The sequence below is a fragment of the Litchfieldella anticariensis FP35 = DSM 16096 genome, from assembly GCF_000409775.1.
In the GTDB taxonomy this organism is placed as follows: domain Bacteria; phylum Pseudomonadota; class Gammaproteobacteria; order Pseudomonadales; family Halomonadaceae; genus Litchfieldella; species Litchfieldella anticariensis.
This window is the reverse complement of record NZ_KE332394.1, coordinates 156,385-172,889: the sequence shown is the minus strand read 5'-3', so window position 1 is coordinate 172,889 and position 16,505 is coordinate 156,385. Positions and strand designations below refer to the sequence as shown.

The window sequence follows — 16,505 nt, the reverse complement described above, 5'->3', positions numbered from 1 at the left end:
GAGACCAGCGTCACCGTGCGCGGCGACGGCCGCGGCGGGCGCAACGTCGAGTACCTGCTGGGGCTCTTCGATGCCCTTAGGGGGGCCGCCGGCATCCATGCGCTGGCCATCGATACCGACGGCATCGACGGCTCCGAGGACAACGCCGGTGCGCTGTTCGGCCCAGAGGACTGGACGCGCGCCGGCCAGCTCGGCCTGGACCCCGTCGATTACCTGTCACGCAATGACGCCTACACTTTCTTCCAGGGCCTAGAGCGTTTGATCGTCACCGGGCCGACGTGCACCAATGTCAACGACTTCCGAGCCATCCTGGTGTTGCCGCGGACACCATGATGCGTGCTCCTATGCCACCATACATTAGTTCTTCGCAGATCAGCGTGAAACGGGCGGGGTTGAGGCGGGGCGGCATAGAAAAACGGCGGTAAATCCAAGTAGGCTGATATTCGCCAAAACGTCAGCCTACGCACACCGCCGTTGTCATGGATGCTTCCCCGCTCTGCCTGTTCTGGAAAGGTTTCACCGTCACCCACCACGTGTTCCTGGATCCTCAGACGCTGCGTAACCAGCTGGAGCTCGATGACCGGATCGCCTATCTGCAGCGGCTGCGACCATGCATGTTTCCTAGTACTACTGTGTCTTAAATTAGCTTGTTACGAAGGGTGGAACGACTCCGGAATAACGGTTGATGTCTATGCCACGTCCCATGATCCACGACAGCTTCGATGCCTATCTTGAGGAGCTGGCTCCCAAGCTGGGACACGCCGACCTCGTGCCCAGCTTCAAGGACTACTGCTCTGGTATGATGTTACCCTTGCCCCGCAAGAGCATCGAACCCCTCGCCGCGAGTGTCGACCCGGAGAACGTAACGTGCAGACACGCCACCAGGTGCTCCACCATCAGGTGGCGTGCCTGCACGTGGTCCGATCGCGCACTGCTGACCGGCGTGGCGCAGTGGGTATTGCCCCTCCTGCTGCCCGGCACCAAGCCTTTCTGGATCATCGACGATACCAGCTTTCGCAAAAGAGACGGCATTAGTTGGGCGTCAGCCGCCAGTATTGTGGCAAGATTTGAAAGCAGGATAACTGCCAGGTCGCCGTCAGTCTGTCGATGGCCACGGAGCGGGCCAGTCTGCCTGTGGCGTGGCGCCTCTATTTGCCGAAATCGTGGACGGACGACCCGGCACTTTGTCGCTGCGCCGGTGTCCCGGCGGACAAGGCCTTTGCCACCAAACCGGACATCGCCTTGCAGTAGGTTCGCGAGACGTTGGACGCCGGCATCAAGCCCGGGATCGTGCTGGCGGATGCCGCCTACGGCAAGGTGACGGCGTGGCGAGCGCAGCTCGTCCCTCCACCCCGGCAAGTCTTCTCAATATTGCCCTTGTCTGGTCACTTCCAACATACAAGCTGAGCTACTGCGTGGGGGTTTACGAAGACCTCAGTGTCTGGGCGCCTGGGACCGACCCCCTGCCCCCAATGGTCCGGCAAGAGACGTCCACCAACGCGATGGCAACAGACAGCAGAGCACCACCTCGTATCGGCTGAGACGTTGGCTCATGCTCTGGAGAGCGCAAACTACCAATCGGTAATCTGGCGAGAGGGCACGAACCAGTCGTTAACGTCACGGTTTGCCGCCGTTCGCGTGCGAGTAGCGCGGGGCATGCAACGTCGTGAGGCGGAATGGCTACTGATCGAATGGCCCGAAAGCGCTGATAAGCCAGCCAAGTACTGACTGAGCAACCTGCCGGATGACACGTCATTGACGACCTTGGTGAACATCGCCAAGGCCCGCTGACGAATCGAGCGTGACTACCAGGAGCTCAAGCAGGAGTTCGGGCTGGATCACTATAAGGGGCGCAACTGGCGCGGCTTGCACCATCACGCCAGTCTCTGCATTGCGGCTTATGGCTCCTAGGTCGCCGAACGGTTGCGCCGTTGGGATCAAAAAAATTCTCTGGTTCCCGGCGCCTGTCCTACCCGCGGGCTACCGTCCGCGGGATAATGCAGCGAACCCAACGCCACGTGAGTGACTCCATTACCACGCTGCGCTGGACATTGTATCAAGACATCATGATGGTCTTGTACAGCAAACGACGATGTTTCTGACACAGTAGTACTAATCAATCGTGTGCTAGATTCAATGAGTTTCGAGCCATCACTCAAGGAAATGCACATGAACAAAGGGGATCTGATCGAGTGTATTGCCCGAGGGGCAGGACTAAGCAAAGCCCAGGCTGGGAATGCCCTTGATGCGTTCACCTCCGCCGTGACCAAGACACTGAGCCAAGGAGACACGGTATCGATGATCGGTTTCGGCACGTTCCAGGTAAGTGAACATGCCGCACGCGCCGGACGTAATCCGCAGACCGGAAAGGAGATCCTCATCCCTGCGTCCAAGGTTCCCACGTTCAAGGCCGGGAAAGGCTTGAAAGATGCGGTGAAGTGATTCGCTCCCCCTCTTGAGGACGAATTTGCCCGCCCTTCCCTGGCTGACTAAGCTAATAGTTTGACGTCGTTCATCCATGGGAGGGCGCCATGTGTCTCAGAGAACGGCTACCCCGTAAAAAAGCCGGTGAACACCACCAGACTGCCAAGCAGCTGCTGAAAGGCTCTGTAGCCTTCACGTCTGCCCTGCTATTCGGCAATGGGGAAACAAAGGGTCTTGTGCGCACGCTCGGTGCTGCGTCGCTCGAAGCGGGCAAGAATGCGTACAAAGTGTTCTTTCATACTCCAGCTCAGTCGTCTACTGAGGAAGAAGAGTCCCTGTTCGATCCATGGGATGCAGATACTTCAGATCCGCGAACCAATAGAACTATGAGCATCTATTACAATGCTAGTGGTGAACGGATCTATCCATTCAGTTATAGCGGTGATGATGACTAGGAGATGTTCTCCTAGTCATCATGACTTACCTATAATTTTCCGCCTGAAGCTCCGCTCTGTGACTTCTTTCCACCCTGCTCACCAGCTCCTTGAGCGGGTCTCGAGCTTTCTCCAATACTCCGCCCCAAGGAGTCACCAACTTTCATTCCTGCCCAGCCAAGCACAGTGATCCAGATCCCAGGCAAAATCAGGAACGTCATCCCTTCTACAAACTGCAAGACCATCTTGTCGTATGTGTTGTTGACCGCGGCCAGGAAGCTCATCTTGGCGGCGTCGCTGTGGTAGAGCAGATCCACAAGGTTGCTATTCAGCCATCTTGCCACTTCCCACCAGAAGGTCAGGAACCAGATGGCAAACAGGCCGAAGGTGGCTACGCCCGCGGCCTTGAACGAGTAGCTGGAGATCACCATCACGAACGGCAGGCAGACGATAACGGCCATGACCAGGATCGACTGGACCATCGGCAAGGCTTGTTTGAGCATGTCCATGCCCGCGGCGAAGGGAAACATCGCCAGTGCCCCGCCCACGGCACCGGCGGCCGAGGTCACGGCCTGCCCCACGGTACCGCCATCCAGGTTGCGGTATCCCACCACTGCCTGGTCGAGGTTGCCGTTGGCCGCTCCGGAACGCGGGCTCACCATGCGCCGGATCACGTAGTCCTCGGCCTCGGTGCTGGTAAAGACACTACGGAAGTCATCCCAGAAGCCGGGATCGATCTGATCGTGGAGTCGGGCGCGCAGCCCTGACTCTTCAGCCGCCCACCATTCGCGACAGGTCGGATAGCCCGGTTGGCCGGGGCCTGTATTGGGTCGTGACATGTCGCGCTGCTCATCATAGGGAAACCCCGGGATCGGGCGGCCGGCGTAGAAGCTGTCGTAGAAGCCCGGGGTCTCCAGGAAGTAGCGGGAGCCGACCCAGTCAACATCCCGGGCCAGGCTGGCCTCGATGCGACCGCCCTGCTGGAACAGCTTGTTGCGGGCGTGGCCGAAACAAGCGAGTTGGAACTCCCCCACTTCTCGCTGCAGGCCGGGATCCTTGATGGCATGCAGGTCAAGTTCGGTGCGGATCGAATGGAAGTCGGTCGAGCACGGAATCGCGGCGATCGCCGCGCTGGTGATACCATGCGAGACGGCATGCACCGTTCCCCACCACAGCGGAATCCGCGGCGTTTGGCCGTCCAGCGAATTGAGTGTCGACTCGCCCCACTGGCCAGAGGCGAACTGGCGGGTGCCGCACTCTTGGGAGCGCTGGTGGTCGACGTCCACCGTGGAGATCTGCAACTCCAGCACCGGCTGACAGGTGAACGCGAATGCGATCACCATGGCATAGAGCCGGCTCTCGATGCGGTTGATCGTCAGGATGCCCTTGTTGCCCTCGTCATCGCCCTCCTGACGGGCCCTGAACCACTCGGATACGATCAGCGCAATAAAGGGAATCGCGGTGATGCCGCTCTGGTTCATGACACCCCACAGCGCGTTGTGGATGACCCAGCCCAGCATCACCATGGTGTTCTCGAAATAGTCGAAGACCACCAGCGGCGCCGTCAGCAGATCCATCATGCACCTCCCAGCCAGTTGGTGAAGTTCATGACTTCCAGTAGCGCGACGAGCACCAGCACCAGGCGCTCGAGTTTCTCGAGCTTGGGTCGGGCCTGCTCACCGCCGTCACGATCCCGGTTCAGACGCCTGATGACCCGGGGGCGCCAATGCCGATACCACAACCAGGCCATGGCGCCGTAGAACAGCAGACGCCACACCAGCAATAACGGTTGGGCCGCTGCCATTCCTGCCTGGAACGCCTCGAGGCTGCCGGCGATGCGGATACCGATCGAGACGATCACCCCGCTAAGCAGGAACATCAGCAGCAGCGTCAGAAACGCCACCAACAGCGACGGCCAGCGACGCGGGTCATACCAGGCGTATCGCGTCTGTGTCATGGCGAGTCCTCCCCTTCACTGGATAAAGGCCGGCCCCGGCTGTCGAGGGAAGCATCCGGTCGTGAGGTTTCGTCTTTCCTCGAGCCCGCTCCGCGATTGGCCGCGCGCTCGAGTGCCGTGCCGGCGACACTCGTCGCCAGCGACTGGCGGATTTCCATTTCGGACTGGAGGGACTCGATATCGCGGTCGAGCACGGCAAGCTTGCGATCGAGGGCGCGCATGCCGATCTCGTTGTTGGCGATGCCAGGATCACTGGCCCCGGCCAACAATGTGCGCCGCGCCCAGATGGCCTTGGTCAGAGTACGGGCCAGGGCCATCTCACTGGCCAGTCGCCGGACCAGGAAGGCCGATTCGGGATCGTGGCGCAGGGCATCGATCACGCCGCGCGAGACGGTCAGTCCGTCACCGGCGGAGACGGCCCGAAGGTTCTCGTCGGTGGGTTCCTCGTTGCCCGACACCAGCGCCACGAGCCTGTCGTAGACCTGCTGCTGTTCGTGTTCGAGCTCGCGAATCAACCCGGTGCCGGCCTGTGCCCGGGACTTCTCGCAGTTATCGCAGGTCTGGAGTTCCTGCTCCCCCAGGACGTCCCGCGTCCATTCGGCCGCGTCCTCGGGACTGCCCCAGACGGTACACATCCCGCCCTGACAGCCACCGCTCCCCCCGCCGGGTCCTCCCGGTCCGCCGGCGACCCCTCCTCCGCCGATCCAGGGGCCATCGTTGGTGGGTACGGAGCCCCAGCCTCCCCCACCACCCGAGATGGGCTGGCGGCTGGTCGTGTCGGTGCGGCCATGGAGCAGGTTGTAGCCAGCCGTGGCGACATCCTCGACGACACGGATCGGAGACTGTCCGGCGCCCCCTCGCTTGTGTCCGCCCACCCAGATGACACCATGATCACCGCCCGCCTCTTCGACCTGCCGCTGGGCCGCCACCACATCCGGTGTGGTCTGCGCCGCCTCTTGCCAGGTCTCGGACCTGGCCATCTGCTGGACGCCACCGCCGACCGTCATGTCGGCCATGCGCTCCGCCATTCGCTGGCAGGACAACTTGGCCTTCTCGAAATCCATGCGTCCCTGGAGCACGCCATTGCTGATCAGGTCGTAGAGACCGGGATTGGTGCGTTGGAGGATCATCGCCGGCAGGCTGGCCACCGCACCGGTGGCATTCTCAACCACGTCTCCCATCAGTTCCTGGAAGCCATCGGTCATGCCGTTGAGCTGGTTGCTCACCGTGGCGCCGATATCGAAGTTCCCGCAGGAGGCATCAGTGTTCCAGCGAACGCCGATCCCCTTGACGTAAGGGTTGTAGCCGTGTCCCGCGGACAGGCTGAACGGCGAGGCCCCGCCAATCCGGTAGTAGAGGGCATCAGCGGACTGGGCCTGGCCAATCGACGGCTGGGTCAGAAGAGCCGCGGCCAGGGGAATCGCCAGTAACGAGGAACGCTTCCGTTGCATGACCATCAGCCCCCTGTATGCGTCAGAAGGGTTTGTCCGCGACGCTTGCAGCAGCTGTAGGGACGCCACAATGTCCAGGCGTAATCGCCTGCCTCTTCCAGCCGATCGGCATAGGTGTCGGCGTGCCCCCGGTCGGGCCATACCACACAGGCACGGCTCAAGCTGGGTGTCAGGCTCTGCCAGCGGTGGGTCGAGGCGTCGCCCTCGACGACGGGATCCGGCGGCCAGTAGCCGGGCCGACTCGAGGGTGTCAGGGATTGGTACACGTGCGGTTGCCCGTCTCGCGTGACGATATCGGCGGCACGCTGGGCCATGGTAGCCGCAGCCTTGTAGTCATGGGTCTGTGTCAGGAAGCCGCTGCGCGGGTAGACGTTGCCCCACATGTCGCCCGGTTGCCCCAGGTCACGGCGCCCCGGGATCAGAGCCTCGGGGTAGGCCATCTCGGGAATCCCCGAACGCCAGGCCAGGGCATCCAGGGTCGAGAGGAAATAGGGCATGAAGGGCTCTGCCGGGCTGGAGCAGGAGTAGCCGAAACGGCTGACGAAACGACTGAACAACGCATTGCCCGGATGACCGATGGCATCGACGTTCTTGAAGCGCAGGCCTTCATGCAGGTGATCCTCGGCCTCCGACGTGCTGCGTCCCCCGGCCAGGGCGCCACTGGTCGGCGGCGAGACTAGGGCCATCTCCTGCCAGGGATTGTCGCCGGTGTTCTCGTAGCTCGAGACCACCAGTTCGGGGATGTAGTGACGCACCTTGATCGAGGTCCGCACGCGACAGCCCGACCATGAGCAGTACAGCCACACGCAGACCCCCACCATCCGATAGTCGAGGCATTCGGGCGATATGGCTGATTCGGTGATGGTCAACGTATCGATGGCCTTCGCCGGTGGCGATGTGGTGGCACCAGCAACCCCCAGGCCCGCGGTGAGAACGATCGACAGCGTCTGTCGTGTCAGCGGCGATGTCATGGTTGCCCCTCCCCGGCCATAGTCCGGGCCTGCTCAATCGCGGCAACCGCTTTCCGAACATCGGGTTCGCCGTAGACGACGTGCTGACCGTCCATCACGACGGCGGGAACTTTCTCCACCCCAAGTACCCAGGCCCGTGCCAGACCCGTGGAGAGGTCCCCATAACGCAGGACCGAGTCTGCCCATTCGGGTGAGCGCATACGCTCACGCATCACCCGCTCCGCCTCGGAAGGCTCAGAGGGCAATCCTTGGGAGATCTCGGCATCCAGCCGCGCTGGCGCATCGAGCTCAATCACCACCGTGCTGGGTTCGGCATTGATGACGGGCATGCCGGCAACGGTGAAGACTTCAACGGTCGGCGGGTCGGCATGAGTGCCGCTGCCCCACGCCATTAGGCAAAGCGTGAGGCTGGCAACCAGTCGTGAAAGAGGTGGGGGCATGATGGCCACTCCCGTACCAGGGTTTGCCCCTGATGTAACGTGCAGGACACGGAGTGGCAGCAGGAAATGCTAATTCGGAGCGAAAAGGTTTCTTGATTGCTTATGGGACGGCTGAGATCCGCCTTGTGGCGCGACTCGACTACCGTGCAGGGGAAGATCAAGACAATGGTCATACTCACCGGCTCGTTCGAGGATGACTCACCCCAAAGCCGCTTTCCACGGTGCGCTATACAATCGAATGGGCAGAAAGCGTCGTGACTGCGCGCTCTCCTCCTGGAAGAGCGCGCGCGTGGAGGCAAAGCTACATGCCTAATGGTCAACACATTTGATAGCTACAACAGGCAGGTTGAACTCAATGACGAGAAGATGGAACAAGGTTCAACATACTGATGGCACGTTGAACATCATCCGGCCAGACCCATAAACGATAGGGTTCCGGAATCTCGAAATAGTCTTCAGGGTCGAAGAGTTTCCGGTTCCTCATATCCGCGCAATACCTCGACCTCCACCTGAGCTGTTCGCGATATGGGATGGATTCACCATCGACTAATTTCTTGGTGATTGAATATAGCTTTTCACACATCCGATATTCGTAACCGGGTAGAGATAAGGGATCATGATACTGCCCCCTTTTTTCTTTCATCGCGCCGACTGCCATTTCCAGAAAAAGCGGCAAGTCAAGCTCACCCGGGATATTGGGAAAGATAATGAAAGGGGCTGCCCAGCCACTTTCAATCAAATCCAAATTGAAGGTGGCTCTCTCACGACGGCTCATCTCGTCTCGCTCTTTCTTGCTATAAGAAGGCGCGACGTAAGCCAACAATCTCCCGTAACCATCGAATGATGACTCAGCTCCCCTGATGAATAGATTTCGCTTTCTTTCGGAACCTGGCCGGGACAGTCGCTTTTCGACAATATCCTTATGGAATTCACTGGCATGCTTTCCCTGACTGAAGTGCAACGTACCGGCATTGCCGCTTTCCAGCTTCGGCACAAGATATTCACCAAACGCCTCTTCGACGGGAGCAACACCGGACCGGATCCACTCAGCCAATTCGACGAAGTTGTTATCGATCTCAGCAGCTCGCTCGGTCGATCTCGCCGTCACTTCGGGTGTGTCAATATACAACATGCGAATAGGCATGCGGATATTCGGTGTATCTCCGTCAGACACATCAACAAGAGCCCTTGAGCCCAGGGATGGTAAATTCACACCTGCCGGTGTCCATAGTATTTGCGTTTGCTCTGACATCGAAAACTCCTTTTTCAGCGGGGCGCATGCAAGGCTATTGGCAACATGAGGGTGAAATGAACACCAGTCATTGATCTCTCAAGCCAAGCCGACAGCCGTCGTGCTTCGTTTAGCCATTATCGATGGCAAGCATTGTCAGAAACATGACATTCACATGAAGGCCAGCCACCCCGCCTCATCGGCCCTGGCACTTGGTTACCGTAGGCACGACTATGTTTGGAGATACTCGGTAATCTCAATATCACTAGCCATGGGATCCTCGAGTTACCGCCCATTATATGGCATTGACCATGTCGAGATCCGCAACATGGTTTCCGATCATGCACCGGTGTATGTGACTCTGGGAAGTCCGGAACGAATCCTGACATCACTCCAATCCGTCAGGTTCGATACCAATGGAGCAGGAGAGTCTGTCCAGTCAGGAAGCCGGAATGGGAAAGCAATATGGCGCAGAACATCGAATCAGGGATAAGCCTGGAAGGTAATATCTCGCCACAACAAAGCGATCGCAACAAGCCTAAACGTGCATTATGCGACATGACAGCCCTGCCCGTCGCGTACATCCTACCCATCCCATTTTCAGAGAACATCCTGGGCTTAGCCACTTGTCTCTAGAAAAGTTCGAAGCTCTGCCAACGGCATGGGCTTGGCAAAGAGATAACCCTGCAACAGATCGCAGCCAAGGGCCCTCAATGTGTCGCGTTGTTCGACTGTCTCAATACCTTCTGCCACGACCGTCAGTTCAAGATGATGAGCCATGTCGATGATCCCTTGCACGATACCGGCGTCCTGGCGTTTGTTCGCCACATCCAGAACAAAGCTGCGATCAATCTTGAGCTTGTCTATCGGCAGATTCTTGAGATAACTCAAGCTAGAAAAGCCCGTACCGAAGTCGTCAAGAGCCACCTTGATGCCCATGTCGCGCAGCTGGCGCAGTAAACCGATCGCCGTCTCGGTGTCCTCCATCAGGATGCCTTCGGTCAGTTCCAGCTCCAACCTCCCGGGTGCCAGACCTGTTTTCGTATGGGTACGCTGCAAGGTGGAGAGAAAATCGGACCGGTGGAACTGCATGGGGGAGAGATTGACGGCTACTCGATAGTCGTCACCAAGCTGCTGGAGGTCGTGGCATGCCTGTCTCAGCACCCATTCACTAATCGGAATGATCTGGCCAGTATCCTCGGCCAGGGGTATGAAGACCGCTGGCGAGATATATCCCTTAGATGGATGTTTCCAGCGCAATAACGCCTCGAATCCAGTAATTCTGCCATCCTCGGCCCGTACCAACGGTTGGTAATGCACTTCGAACTGCCGGGCTTCGATGGCCGCCTGCAGATCATGGCGTAATGTCAGACGCTCACGGGCCTGAGCACTGATTTCACCAGAATAGAGGCGATAGCCATTGCCGCCCTGTTTCTTGACCTTCGACACAGTCAAGTTGGCTTGCTGGATCAGGACCAGCGGGTGCTCGATCTCATCGGAGCTGAATGCCAGACCGATACTGGCGGTGACATACAGATCACGTACGCCTAATCGATAGGGACGAGCGATTGTCGCCAAGAGTTGTTCCGCCACTTTCATCGCAGCTTCTTCATGTTCGAGTTCGGGCAACAGCACTACGAATTCATCACCACCGAAACGAGCCAGGGTATCGCCAGGTCGCATCTCTTCCGTCAAGCGCTTTGCTACAGCAATGATTAACTTGTCGCCTACACCATGACCGAGGCTGTCGTTGATCATCTTGACATCATCCAGATCGATGAACAGGACTGCTAGCATGCGACCTTCACGGAGGGTCAGGTGAATGTCATGGGTCAACCGATCCTCCAACAAGGTGCGATTGGCCAGACCGGTTAGGGCATCATGATTCGCGTGATAGGCAAGCCTGGCCTCATAGGCCTTGTGTTCCGAGATATCGTTCTGGACCCCGACAAAATGTGTCACCTTGCCGCTCTCATCTCGCACCGGGGCAATATACAGATCGTTCCAGAACGGGGTGCCATCCTTACGGTAATTGCGCAATGTGGTACGCACTTCCTGCTGGTTGGTCAGGCCATGACGAATGAGCCCGACAGCTTCCGACTCGGATTCCGGCCCCTGCAGAAAGCGACAGTTGTGGCCCAGCGCCTCATCCTTGCCGTAGCCAGTAATTCGCGTGAACGCCTCATTGGTATAGATAATTGGCAACTCCGGGGCACCGGCATCGGCGATCACCACGCCATTGACACTGCCCTCCAGACTGCGCTGCAAGATGCGCAACTGCGTCTCTTGCTGCTTACGCTCCGTAATATCCTTGGCAATACCATAGACCCCGCTGATGCGATCATTGATGACGATGGGTAGATTGACGACATCCAAGACATGAACCTCACCCTGGACATCTCGGGTGCGTGCCTGGAATCGCTGCGGCATTCCGCTCAATGCATCCTCGAAAATCGATTGCACTCGCGCCTGATCTGCCTCCTCCACAAAATGCGAGAAATGCTTGCCAAGGATTTGTGACTCGGCAAAGCCCGTGATTGCACTGCCGGCGGGGTTGACGCTGACGAAGTGTCCCTTTTCATCCAATGAATACACCGCATCCGGGTGATAGGTGAACAACGAACGATAGCGTTGCTTGTTGGCCCACAAGGTTTGCCGATCGACATGCCGCCCTACCGCCAGGGCCACGAGCTCAGCGGCCTCCAGGATCAACCGGCGCTCCAGCGCTGTCGGTTCTCCGGGGTGGCGATGGTAGACCGCAAAGGTTCCCAACAGCCGGTTGTTGGTAGCCATGACCGGATAGGACCAACAGGCATGCAGTCCATGTTCGAGTGCGATATCGCGATAGCCTTCCCAGCGTGGATCGATGGTCAAGTCACTGCAGATGACCGTCTCATGCTGGTAGGCCGCACTGCCACAGGCCCCGACGCTCGGACCGATCGCCAGTCCCTTGACCACCTTCTGGTAAGCCTGAGGTAAACTGACACTAATGATCCGGTCAAGTGTCTGCTGCGTCTCGTCGCTGAGCATAATCGAGCATAGGGCACCGGGAGATTGCCGCTCGACCATATGGCAGACGGCTTCCAGAATCTGGTGAAGCGGTGCTTCTTGCGCGATGAGAGACTGGATATGATGCTGAGCCTCCAGTTGCTGTTTGGCCGCAGCCAACTTCTGCGAGCGCGCCAGGCTCACGGCGCTCAACCCCAGACTGAAGGTTAATAGGTACGTCAACGTCAGCCCGGTCACACCGACACCGAGCGGTAACAGTGCGGCCAACCCAAACGGGGATAAGGAACTCTCAAAGGCAGCGAAGTGGAGCTGCGGCCCCCCTGAAAGGGAGATGTCGAGCTCTGCCAATGCTTCCTGGCCATGCGCCGAGTGATTGGCTTCGTGGCCACGATCAGCCAATTCGAACAGCTCTTCCCCTTGGCGATGGACATGAACCGAGAAAGGAGAGAAGGCAGCCCTAACCTCCGATTGCAGCATCACTGCCAGATCCTGAGAGGAGATCAGCTGATGGCCATCGGTGTTTGGCAAGGGAAGCGACAGCAGCGCCATGGCAGGGCGTGCCGGATCTGGGAACCTCCATTGCGCCTCATTCCCTGACGTCTCGAGCCAAAGCGACACGTCATCGGAAAGTAGTTGATCATCCAACCACAGTAACGCGTCCGCATGCCCTGTGCGTGCTTTCCGCCAGAAGGAGCGATGCTCCGCATCCAGGAAGGCAAGCGCTTTCAAGCTAGGTGTATCTCGCAGGTAGCTATAGGCCTCCTGCTCGCGCATGGTCTTGGAAGGCAAGCCCCCATCGACACTCCAGCGCTCCGCCATTCGCCGCATGAACTGTTCACGTTCTATTATCTCGTGTTCGACGATGAGCTGGATGTTATCCATCAGATGCTCGGCACGCTGGATTATCCCTTGATGTTGCTGCCAGCTGAGCAGGAGCCAGCAAAGGAAGCTCACCAGAACCCCCAGCACCCCTGCCACGATGGCAGGGCGCTTCAACATCAGCCCCTGCGTGTTCGGCCTACTACCCATCATCCCCATGGCCGAGCCAAGCAACAGGTATTGCAGCATCGTGGCAATCGAAGGCTGTGTTGGCACTCCCAACCACAGATTCGGCTGTCCCAGAAAGAGATCGGCGGCTAGCATCACCAACCCGATCACCCCGATCAGGACACCGGCGAATTGCCAAAACCAGGACCTTCCACTACCCGGTAAGCCGATCCACAGACAGAGCATGATCAGCAACAGGGGCAGTACCGAAGCCATCGCCAACAGCCCCTGGATATGGGAGAGGAATTCACCAGAGCCCATGCCCGTGGCGACCGAGGACATAGCGAGAGCGTATATCACGAGAACCAGCAGCACACCGGTTATCAAGCGGCGCCAGAGGCGAGTTCCCAACAGGGTTGCCAGCAACCCCATCCCGGTCAGCATACCGGCCACGGCACTTTGGGGTGACAAGGGAAAAATGTGGGGATGGTTATCCAGATACAGTACAGACAACGAGCCTAAACCACCCATTGCCGTGATGCCCACGATCAGCATGAGCAATGTGGTATGAAAGGCCAATTGCCGATTGACAGCTTCTTTTCCCAATCCCATCCATCCCCTTCCCATGTGCCCCCTCTGCCACGATCTCGATGTTGGCACATAAGCGCACTTTTCTATTTGCTATGAGCCAACCGCTTCATAAATCGTCGTATTTGCTTATATACACAATATATGATGTGGGAGCCGAAACCTGGCTAAGGCAATACGGCATCGACAGACGGTTGGGTGTCCCCAAACCGAATTGAGAGTCTAGCAGGCGACGAATGGAGCAAAAGCAGTGAAAGCTACTGATTTCTCCCGTTATTCAGTTTGTTCCCTGCAATACCGATTTACTAATGGTTTGGCAGTCTGCTGCGGACTGCAGCTTCTACCCAGTGCTGACCATCGCCGATGACAAAGGGTGTGGACAGCTGACCTCTCCCCTAGTCGAGACCTGCCGCGACAAGCCGATCTGAAAGTAGGAATGGCACCACAGAACTTTCTAAATCCCTGATGTACCAATGATGAGAAACATCGCTTGGCGAATCAGTCTTTTGCCAGCCGCGCCTCATGATGACGGCTACTGGGATGGGAGGCGTCCATCCCTCGATTTGTTGATCAATGTCGCGTGCCGTGCCGCACACGTGTGAACAGGTCTTCACCACCTATCTGGCCCCCCTTAAGCACCACCTCCAACCCATCGACGGGGGAAACCGTGGCTACCAGCCGGCACAGATGCCCACCCTGGGCCTCATCGAAGGCCACCACTTCCAGCGCGTCCGCACCGATCTGGCGCATGGCCTGGCTCGAGGTATCGCCTCCCGCAAATACCATCCGCTGAATGTCACAGCTTTCCCTGAGTTCACGAGCCAAACGTGCGAATACCCCTCCCACGGCATGTGCCAGACTCTCCGAAGATAGGCCAGCGATGACATCCGCATCGCCACGGGTGGTGGCCACGGCAACATCACACCCTCGCTCGAATGCCGCGGCGACTTGTTCGGCAAGTTGCCCGGCAAGCTTATCCGCATTGCGTAAAGCCTGCTCCGGTGACAGCGTGATGATCTCAGCGCCCTGGGCTTCGAAATGGGCGAGTTGGCCACGTGTCTGGGGCGAACAACTACCCGACAGTACCAACAACCGCTGAGTTGTTGGATAGGTTGTCGGCAGCGGCTTCCGCTCCCTTAATTCCTGGGACCAGCCTCGCCCCAGTGCGTCGGCCAATCCTTGGGCGGCTACCGCCAGCATGGACCGTCGTTTGCCTAGTCTTAGAATCAGGTCGCTAGCATGTTGGAGTTCGTTCTGGTCTGTTGCGTCGAGGACGACGTAACGCTCTTCTTCCACGGCAGATTCCAGTCGCCGCCAGCCGTCACCCGCTTCGCGATAGTCGAGCAGTGTCACGGCTGCCGGCGAAATGGTCGTCTGCACTGCCAAATGCCGTCGCAGATCAGCCTCCCCCATCGGCGTTGAAGGGTGGTTTGCCATGGCCGGATTCTGGTCCAGCCGGCAAATCTCCCCCTGGTAACGCGTGAACAAGTGAGAGAATGCGGTATAGCGTCCGAAGGAAGGTGTCGCGGGCAGTATCGGCAAGGCACATCCAGGCCAGCGCTGCCTGGCCAACTCCATGACATGCCCAATACTGCCCACTGACGGCGACGAGTCAAAGGTCGAACACACCTTGAACTGCTTGATCAACGGATCGAGTGCCTCGAGAATCGCCAGGGCCGGCTCGACCTCCTCGGTCATCGCCTCTGGAGAAAGCCCACGGGCCGTCCCCGCCAACCCGATCACATCCAGCCCGGGTGCCATATCAAGCATCACGTCTGGATCGTGACTGGAGAAGAACAAACGCCCACGCAGCCCATGACGACTGAATTGCGCCAGGTTTTCTGCCGAACCGGTGAAGTCATCACCATAGAAAGCCGCCAGCAATCGTTGCATGTTGTTGTCTCCTGGTGATCGCTTCAGGTGCTCTCACGAACTGTCAGTTCATAGCCAATATCGACCTGGTCCGAGAGAGATGACCTGCCTTCCAGTCGTGCCAACAGCAACCTTGCCGCCTCGACACCCATTTCGTAGCGCGGCACCGTAACGGTGGTCAGACGGGGGGACAAGTGCTCGCCCAGCGATAGACCGAGATAGCCACCAATAGCGAGATCGCCTGGTATGCGAATCCCTTGACGATTGGCTTCCATAATCGCGCCAGCGGCGAGATTATCGTTGGCAAAATGCATCGCCTCGAGATCGGGACATTTCTCGAGAGCCTCGAGGAAAACGTTGCGACCGGCGTCATACGACGACGGTTCCTCACACTGAAACAGTAGGTCGCACTCAACACCAGCGGATTTCAGCGTTTCACGGTGCCCCTCGAAGCGTTGACGTGCGCGATAGTCACGTGCCATACCAGCTCCCAGGAAGGCGATACGCCGGTAGCCACGTTCCAGCAAATGATTGGCCATACAGGCACCGGCCTCGGCATTCTGTACCCCCACACACATGTCGATGCAGGTATCGCCAAGCTCCATGATCTCGACCACCGGTCGCCCCCAGGCCTTCAGGCGTCGCACAGCACTCTCACGGTGTTGCAAGCCGGTCAGGATCACCCCCGAAGGCGAATAGCCCAATACCGAATCCATCAGCGCCGCCTCACGATCCAGGTCGAAGTCAGTCGACCCCAGCAGTACCTGGTATCCGGCGGCTTCCAGGGTTTCCTGAATACCGTGAATCACCTCGATGAACGTCAGGATGGACAGCGATGGCACCACCACCGGAATTACACGTGTCCCCGCCGAGGCCAGCCCTCCCGCAATCAGGTTTGGTACGTATCCCAGCGCTTGTACGGCGTGATCGACACGCTCGCGCAGCTTCACTGACACCTTCTCCGGGGTATTCAAGACACGCGATACCGTGATGGGAGCAACCCCCGCCTGCTTCGCCACATCCTGAATGGTGACGCGATTATCGCCTCGATGGCGGCGACGCTCGCGTATGCCTGCCTTATTGGTCGTCATGACCTGTTCCTTGTCTAGCCTGCGTTCAATGTGTCCAGTCTACTCTACGA

Annotated in this window: 12 protein-coding genes and 1 pseudogene; 4 read left to right on the top strand and 9 right to left on the bottom strand. The window is 58.5% G+C overall.

Features of this window, described 5'->3' with window-relative positions; genetic code table 11:
* From L861_RS25130 to L861_RS20700, 4 genes and pseudogenes are all read left to right on the top strand, one after another.
* The coding region (locus L861_RS25130) for an MOFRL family protein (protein WP_035569128.1) at positions 1-333 on the top strand (333 nt) is incomplete at its 5' end.
* Positions 334-691: 358 nt separating this feature from the next.
* Positions 692-2,026, top strand: a pseudogene (locus L861_RS24335) (IS701 family transposase).
* Between the two features lie 143 nt (positions 2,027-2,169).
* Positions 2,170-2,442: an HU family DNA-binding protein gene (locus L861_RS20705; RefSeq protein WP_016418615.1), complete on the top strand. Its 273-nt coding sequence runs from the start codon at positions 2,170-2,172 to the stop codon at positions 2,440-2,442.
* An 89-nt stretch (positions 2,443-2,531) separates the two neighbouring features.
* Positions 2,532-2,879 carry a hypothetical protein gene (locus L861_RS20700; RefSeq protein WP_016418614.1) on the top strand — a complete coding sequence of 116 codons (348 nt, stop codon included), beginning with the start codon at positions 2,532-2,534 and terminating at the stop codon, positions 2,877-2,879.
* 29 nt (positions 2,880-2,908) lie between these two features.
* Here the strand turns inward: L861_RS20700 and L861_RS20695 are convergent, their stop codons facing one another.
* The 9 genes from L861_RS20695 to L861_RS20655 all read right to left on the bottom strand — a co-directional run bounded on the left by L861_RS20695 (position 2,909) and on the right by L861_RS20655 (position 16,455).
* Entirely contained in the window at positions 2,909-4,438 is a 1,530-nt protein-coding gene (locus L861_RS20695) for a conjugal transfer protein TraG N-terminal domain-containing protein (protein WP_081645914.1), read from the bottom strand.
* On the bottom strand, positions 4,435-4,815 hold the full coding sequence (locus L861_RS23825; RefSeq protein ID WP_016418612.1) for a hypothetical protein: 381 nt from the start codon (positions 4,813-4,815) through the stop codon (positions 4,435-4,437). Before L861_RS23825 ends, L861_RS20695 begins: the two co-directional genes overlap by 4 nt.
* Positions 4,812-6,266 (bottom strand): hypothetical protein, encoded by a 1,455-nt coding sequence (locus L861_RS20685; protein WP_027947979.1) that lies wholly within the window; start codon positions 6,264-6,266, stop codon positions 4,812-4,814. Before L861_RS20685 ends, L861_RS23825 begins: the two co-directional genes overlap by 4 nt.
* A 5-nt stretch (positions 6,267-6,271) precedes the next feature.
* On the bottom strand, positions 6,272-7,237 hold the full coding sequence (locus tag L861_RS20680; RefSeq protein ID WP_016418610.1) for a TIGR03756 family integrating conjugative element protein: 966 nt from the start codon (positions 7,235-7,237) through the stop codon (positions 6,272-6,274).
* Positions 7,234-7,677, bottom strand: coding sequence for a TIGR03757 family integrating conjugative element protein (locus L861_RS20675; protein WP_016418609.1), 444 nt, complete (start codon positions 7,675-7,677; stop codon positions 7,234-7,236). The genes L861_RS20680 and L861_RS20675 overlap by 4 nt, the downstream gene beginning before the upstream one ends.
* Before the next feature lie 352 nt (positions 7,678-8,029).
* Positions 8,030-8,929: a hypothetical protein gene (locus tag L861_RS20670; RefSeq protein WP_016418608.1), complete on the bottom strand. Its 900-nt coding sequence runs from the start codon at positions 8,927-8,929 to the stop codon at positions 8,030-8,032.
* A gap of 597 nt (positions 8,930-9,526) precedes the next feature.
* A complete protein-coding gene (locus tag L861_RS25125) occupies positions 9,527-13,516 on the bottom strand; it encodes a sensor domain-containing phosphodiesterase (protein WP_016418607.1) in 3,990 nt (1,329 codons plus the stop codon).
* Between the two features lie 546 nt (positions 13,517-14,062).
* Complete coding sequence (locus L861_RS20660; RefSeq protein WP_016418606.1) at positions 14,063-15,385, bottom strand: four-carbon acid sugar kinase family protein; 1,323 nt, start codon at positions 15,383-15,385, stop codon at positions 14,063-14,065.
* 23 nt (positions 15,386-15,408) lie between these two features.
* Complete coding sequence (locus tag L861_RS20655; protein ID WP_016418605.1) at positions 15,409-16,455, bottom strand: LacI family DNA-binding transcriptional regulator; 1,047 nt, start codon at positions 16,453-16,455, stop codon at positions 15,409-15,411.
* Between the last annotated feature and the right edge of the window lie 50 nt (positions 16,456-16,505).

Excerpts from the sequence above, each read along its gene's own strand:
- L861_RS25125 (WP_016418607.1), bottom strand. The coding sequence starts at position 13,516 with ATGGGATTGGGAAAAGAAGCTGTCAATCGGCAATTGGCCTTTCATACC.
- L861_RS20695 (WP_081645914.1), bottom strand. The coding sequence starts at position 4,438 with ATGATGGATCTGCTGACGGCGCCGCTGGTGGTCTTCGACTATTTCGAG.
- L861_RS20685 (WP_027947979.1), bottom strand. The coding sequence starts at position 6,266 with ATGCAACGGAAGCGTTCCTCGTTACTGGCGATTCCCCTGGCCGCGGCT.
- L861_RS20660 (WP_016418606.1), bottom strand. The coding sequence starts at position 15,385 with ATGCAACGATTGCTGGCGGCTTTCTATGGTGATGACTTCACCGGTTCG.
- L861_RS20655 (WP_016418605.1), bottom strand. The coding sequence starts at position 16,455 with ATGACGACCAATAAGGCAGGCATACGCGAGCGTCGCCGCCATCGAGGC.
- L861_RS20670 (WP_016418608.1), bottom strand. The coding sequence starts at position 8,929 with ATGTCAGAGCAAACGCAAATACTATGGACACCGGCAGGTGTGAATTTA.
- L861_RS20700 (WP_016418614.1), top strand. The coding sequence starts at position 2,532 with ATGTGTCTCAGAGAACGGCTACCCCGTAAAAAAGCCGGTGAACACCAC.
- L861_RS20675 (WP_016418609.1), bottom strand. The coding sequence starts at position 7,677 with ATGCCCCCACCTCTTTCACGACTGGTTGCCAGCCTCACGCTTTGCCTA.
- L861_RS23825 (WP_016418612.1), bottom strand. The coding sequence starts at position 4,815 with ATGACACAGACGCGATACGCCTGGTATGACCCGCGTCGCTGGCCGTCG.
- L861_RS20680 (WP_016418610.1), bottom strand. The coding sequence starts at position 7,237 with ATGACATCGCCGCTGACACGACAGACGCTGTCGATCGTTCTCACCGCG.
- L861_RS20705 (WP_016418615.1), top strand. The coding sequence starts at position 2,170 with ATGAACAAAGGGGATCTGATCGAGTGTATTGCCCGAGGGGCAGGACTA.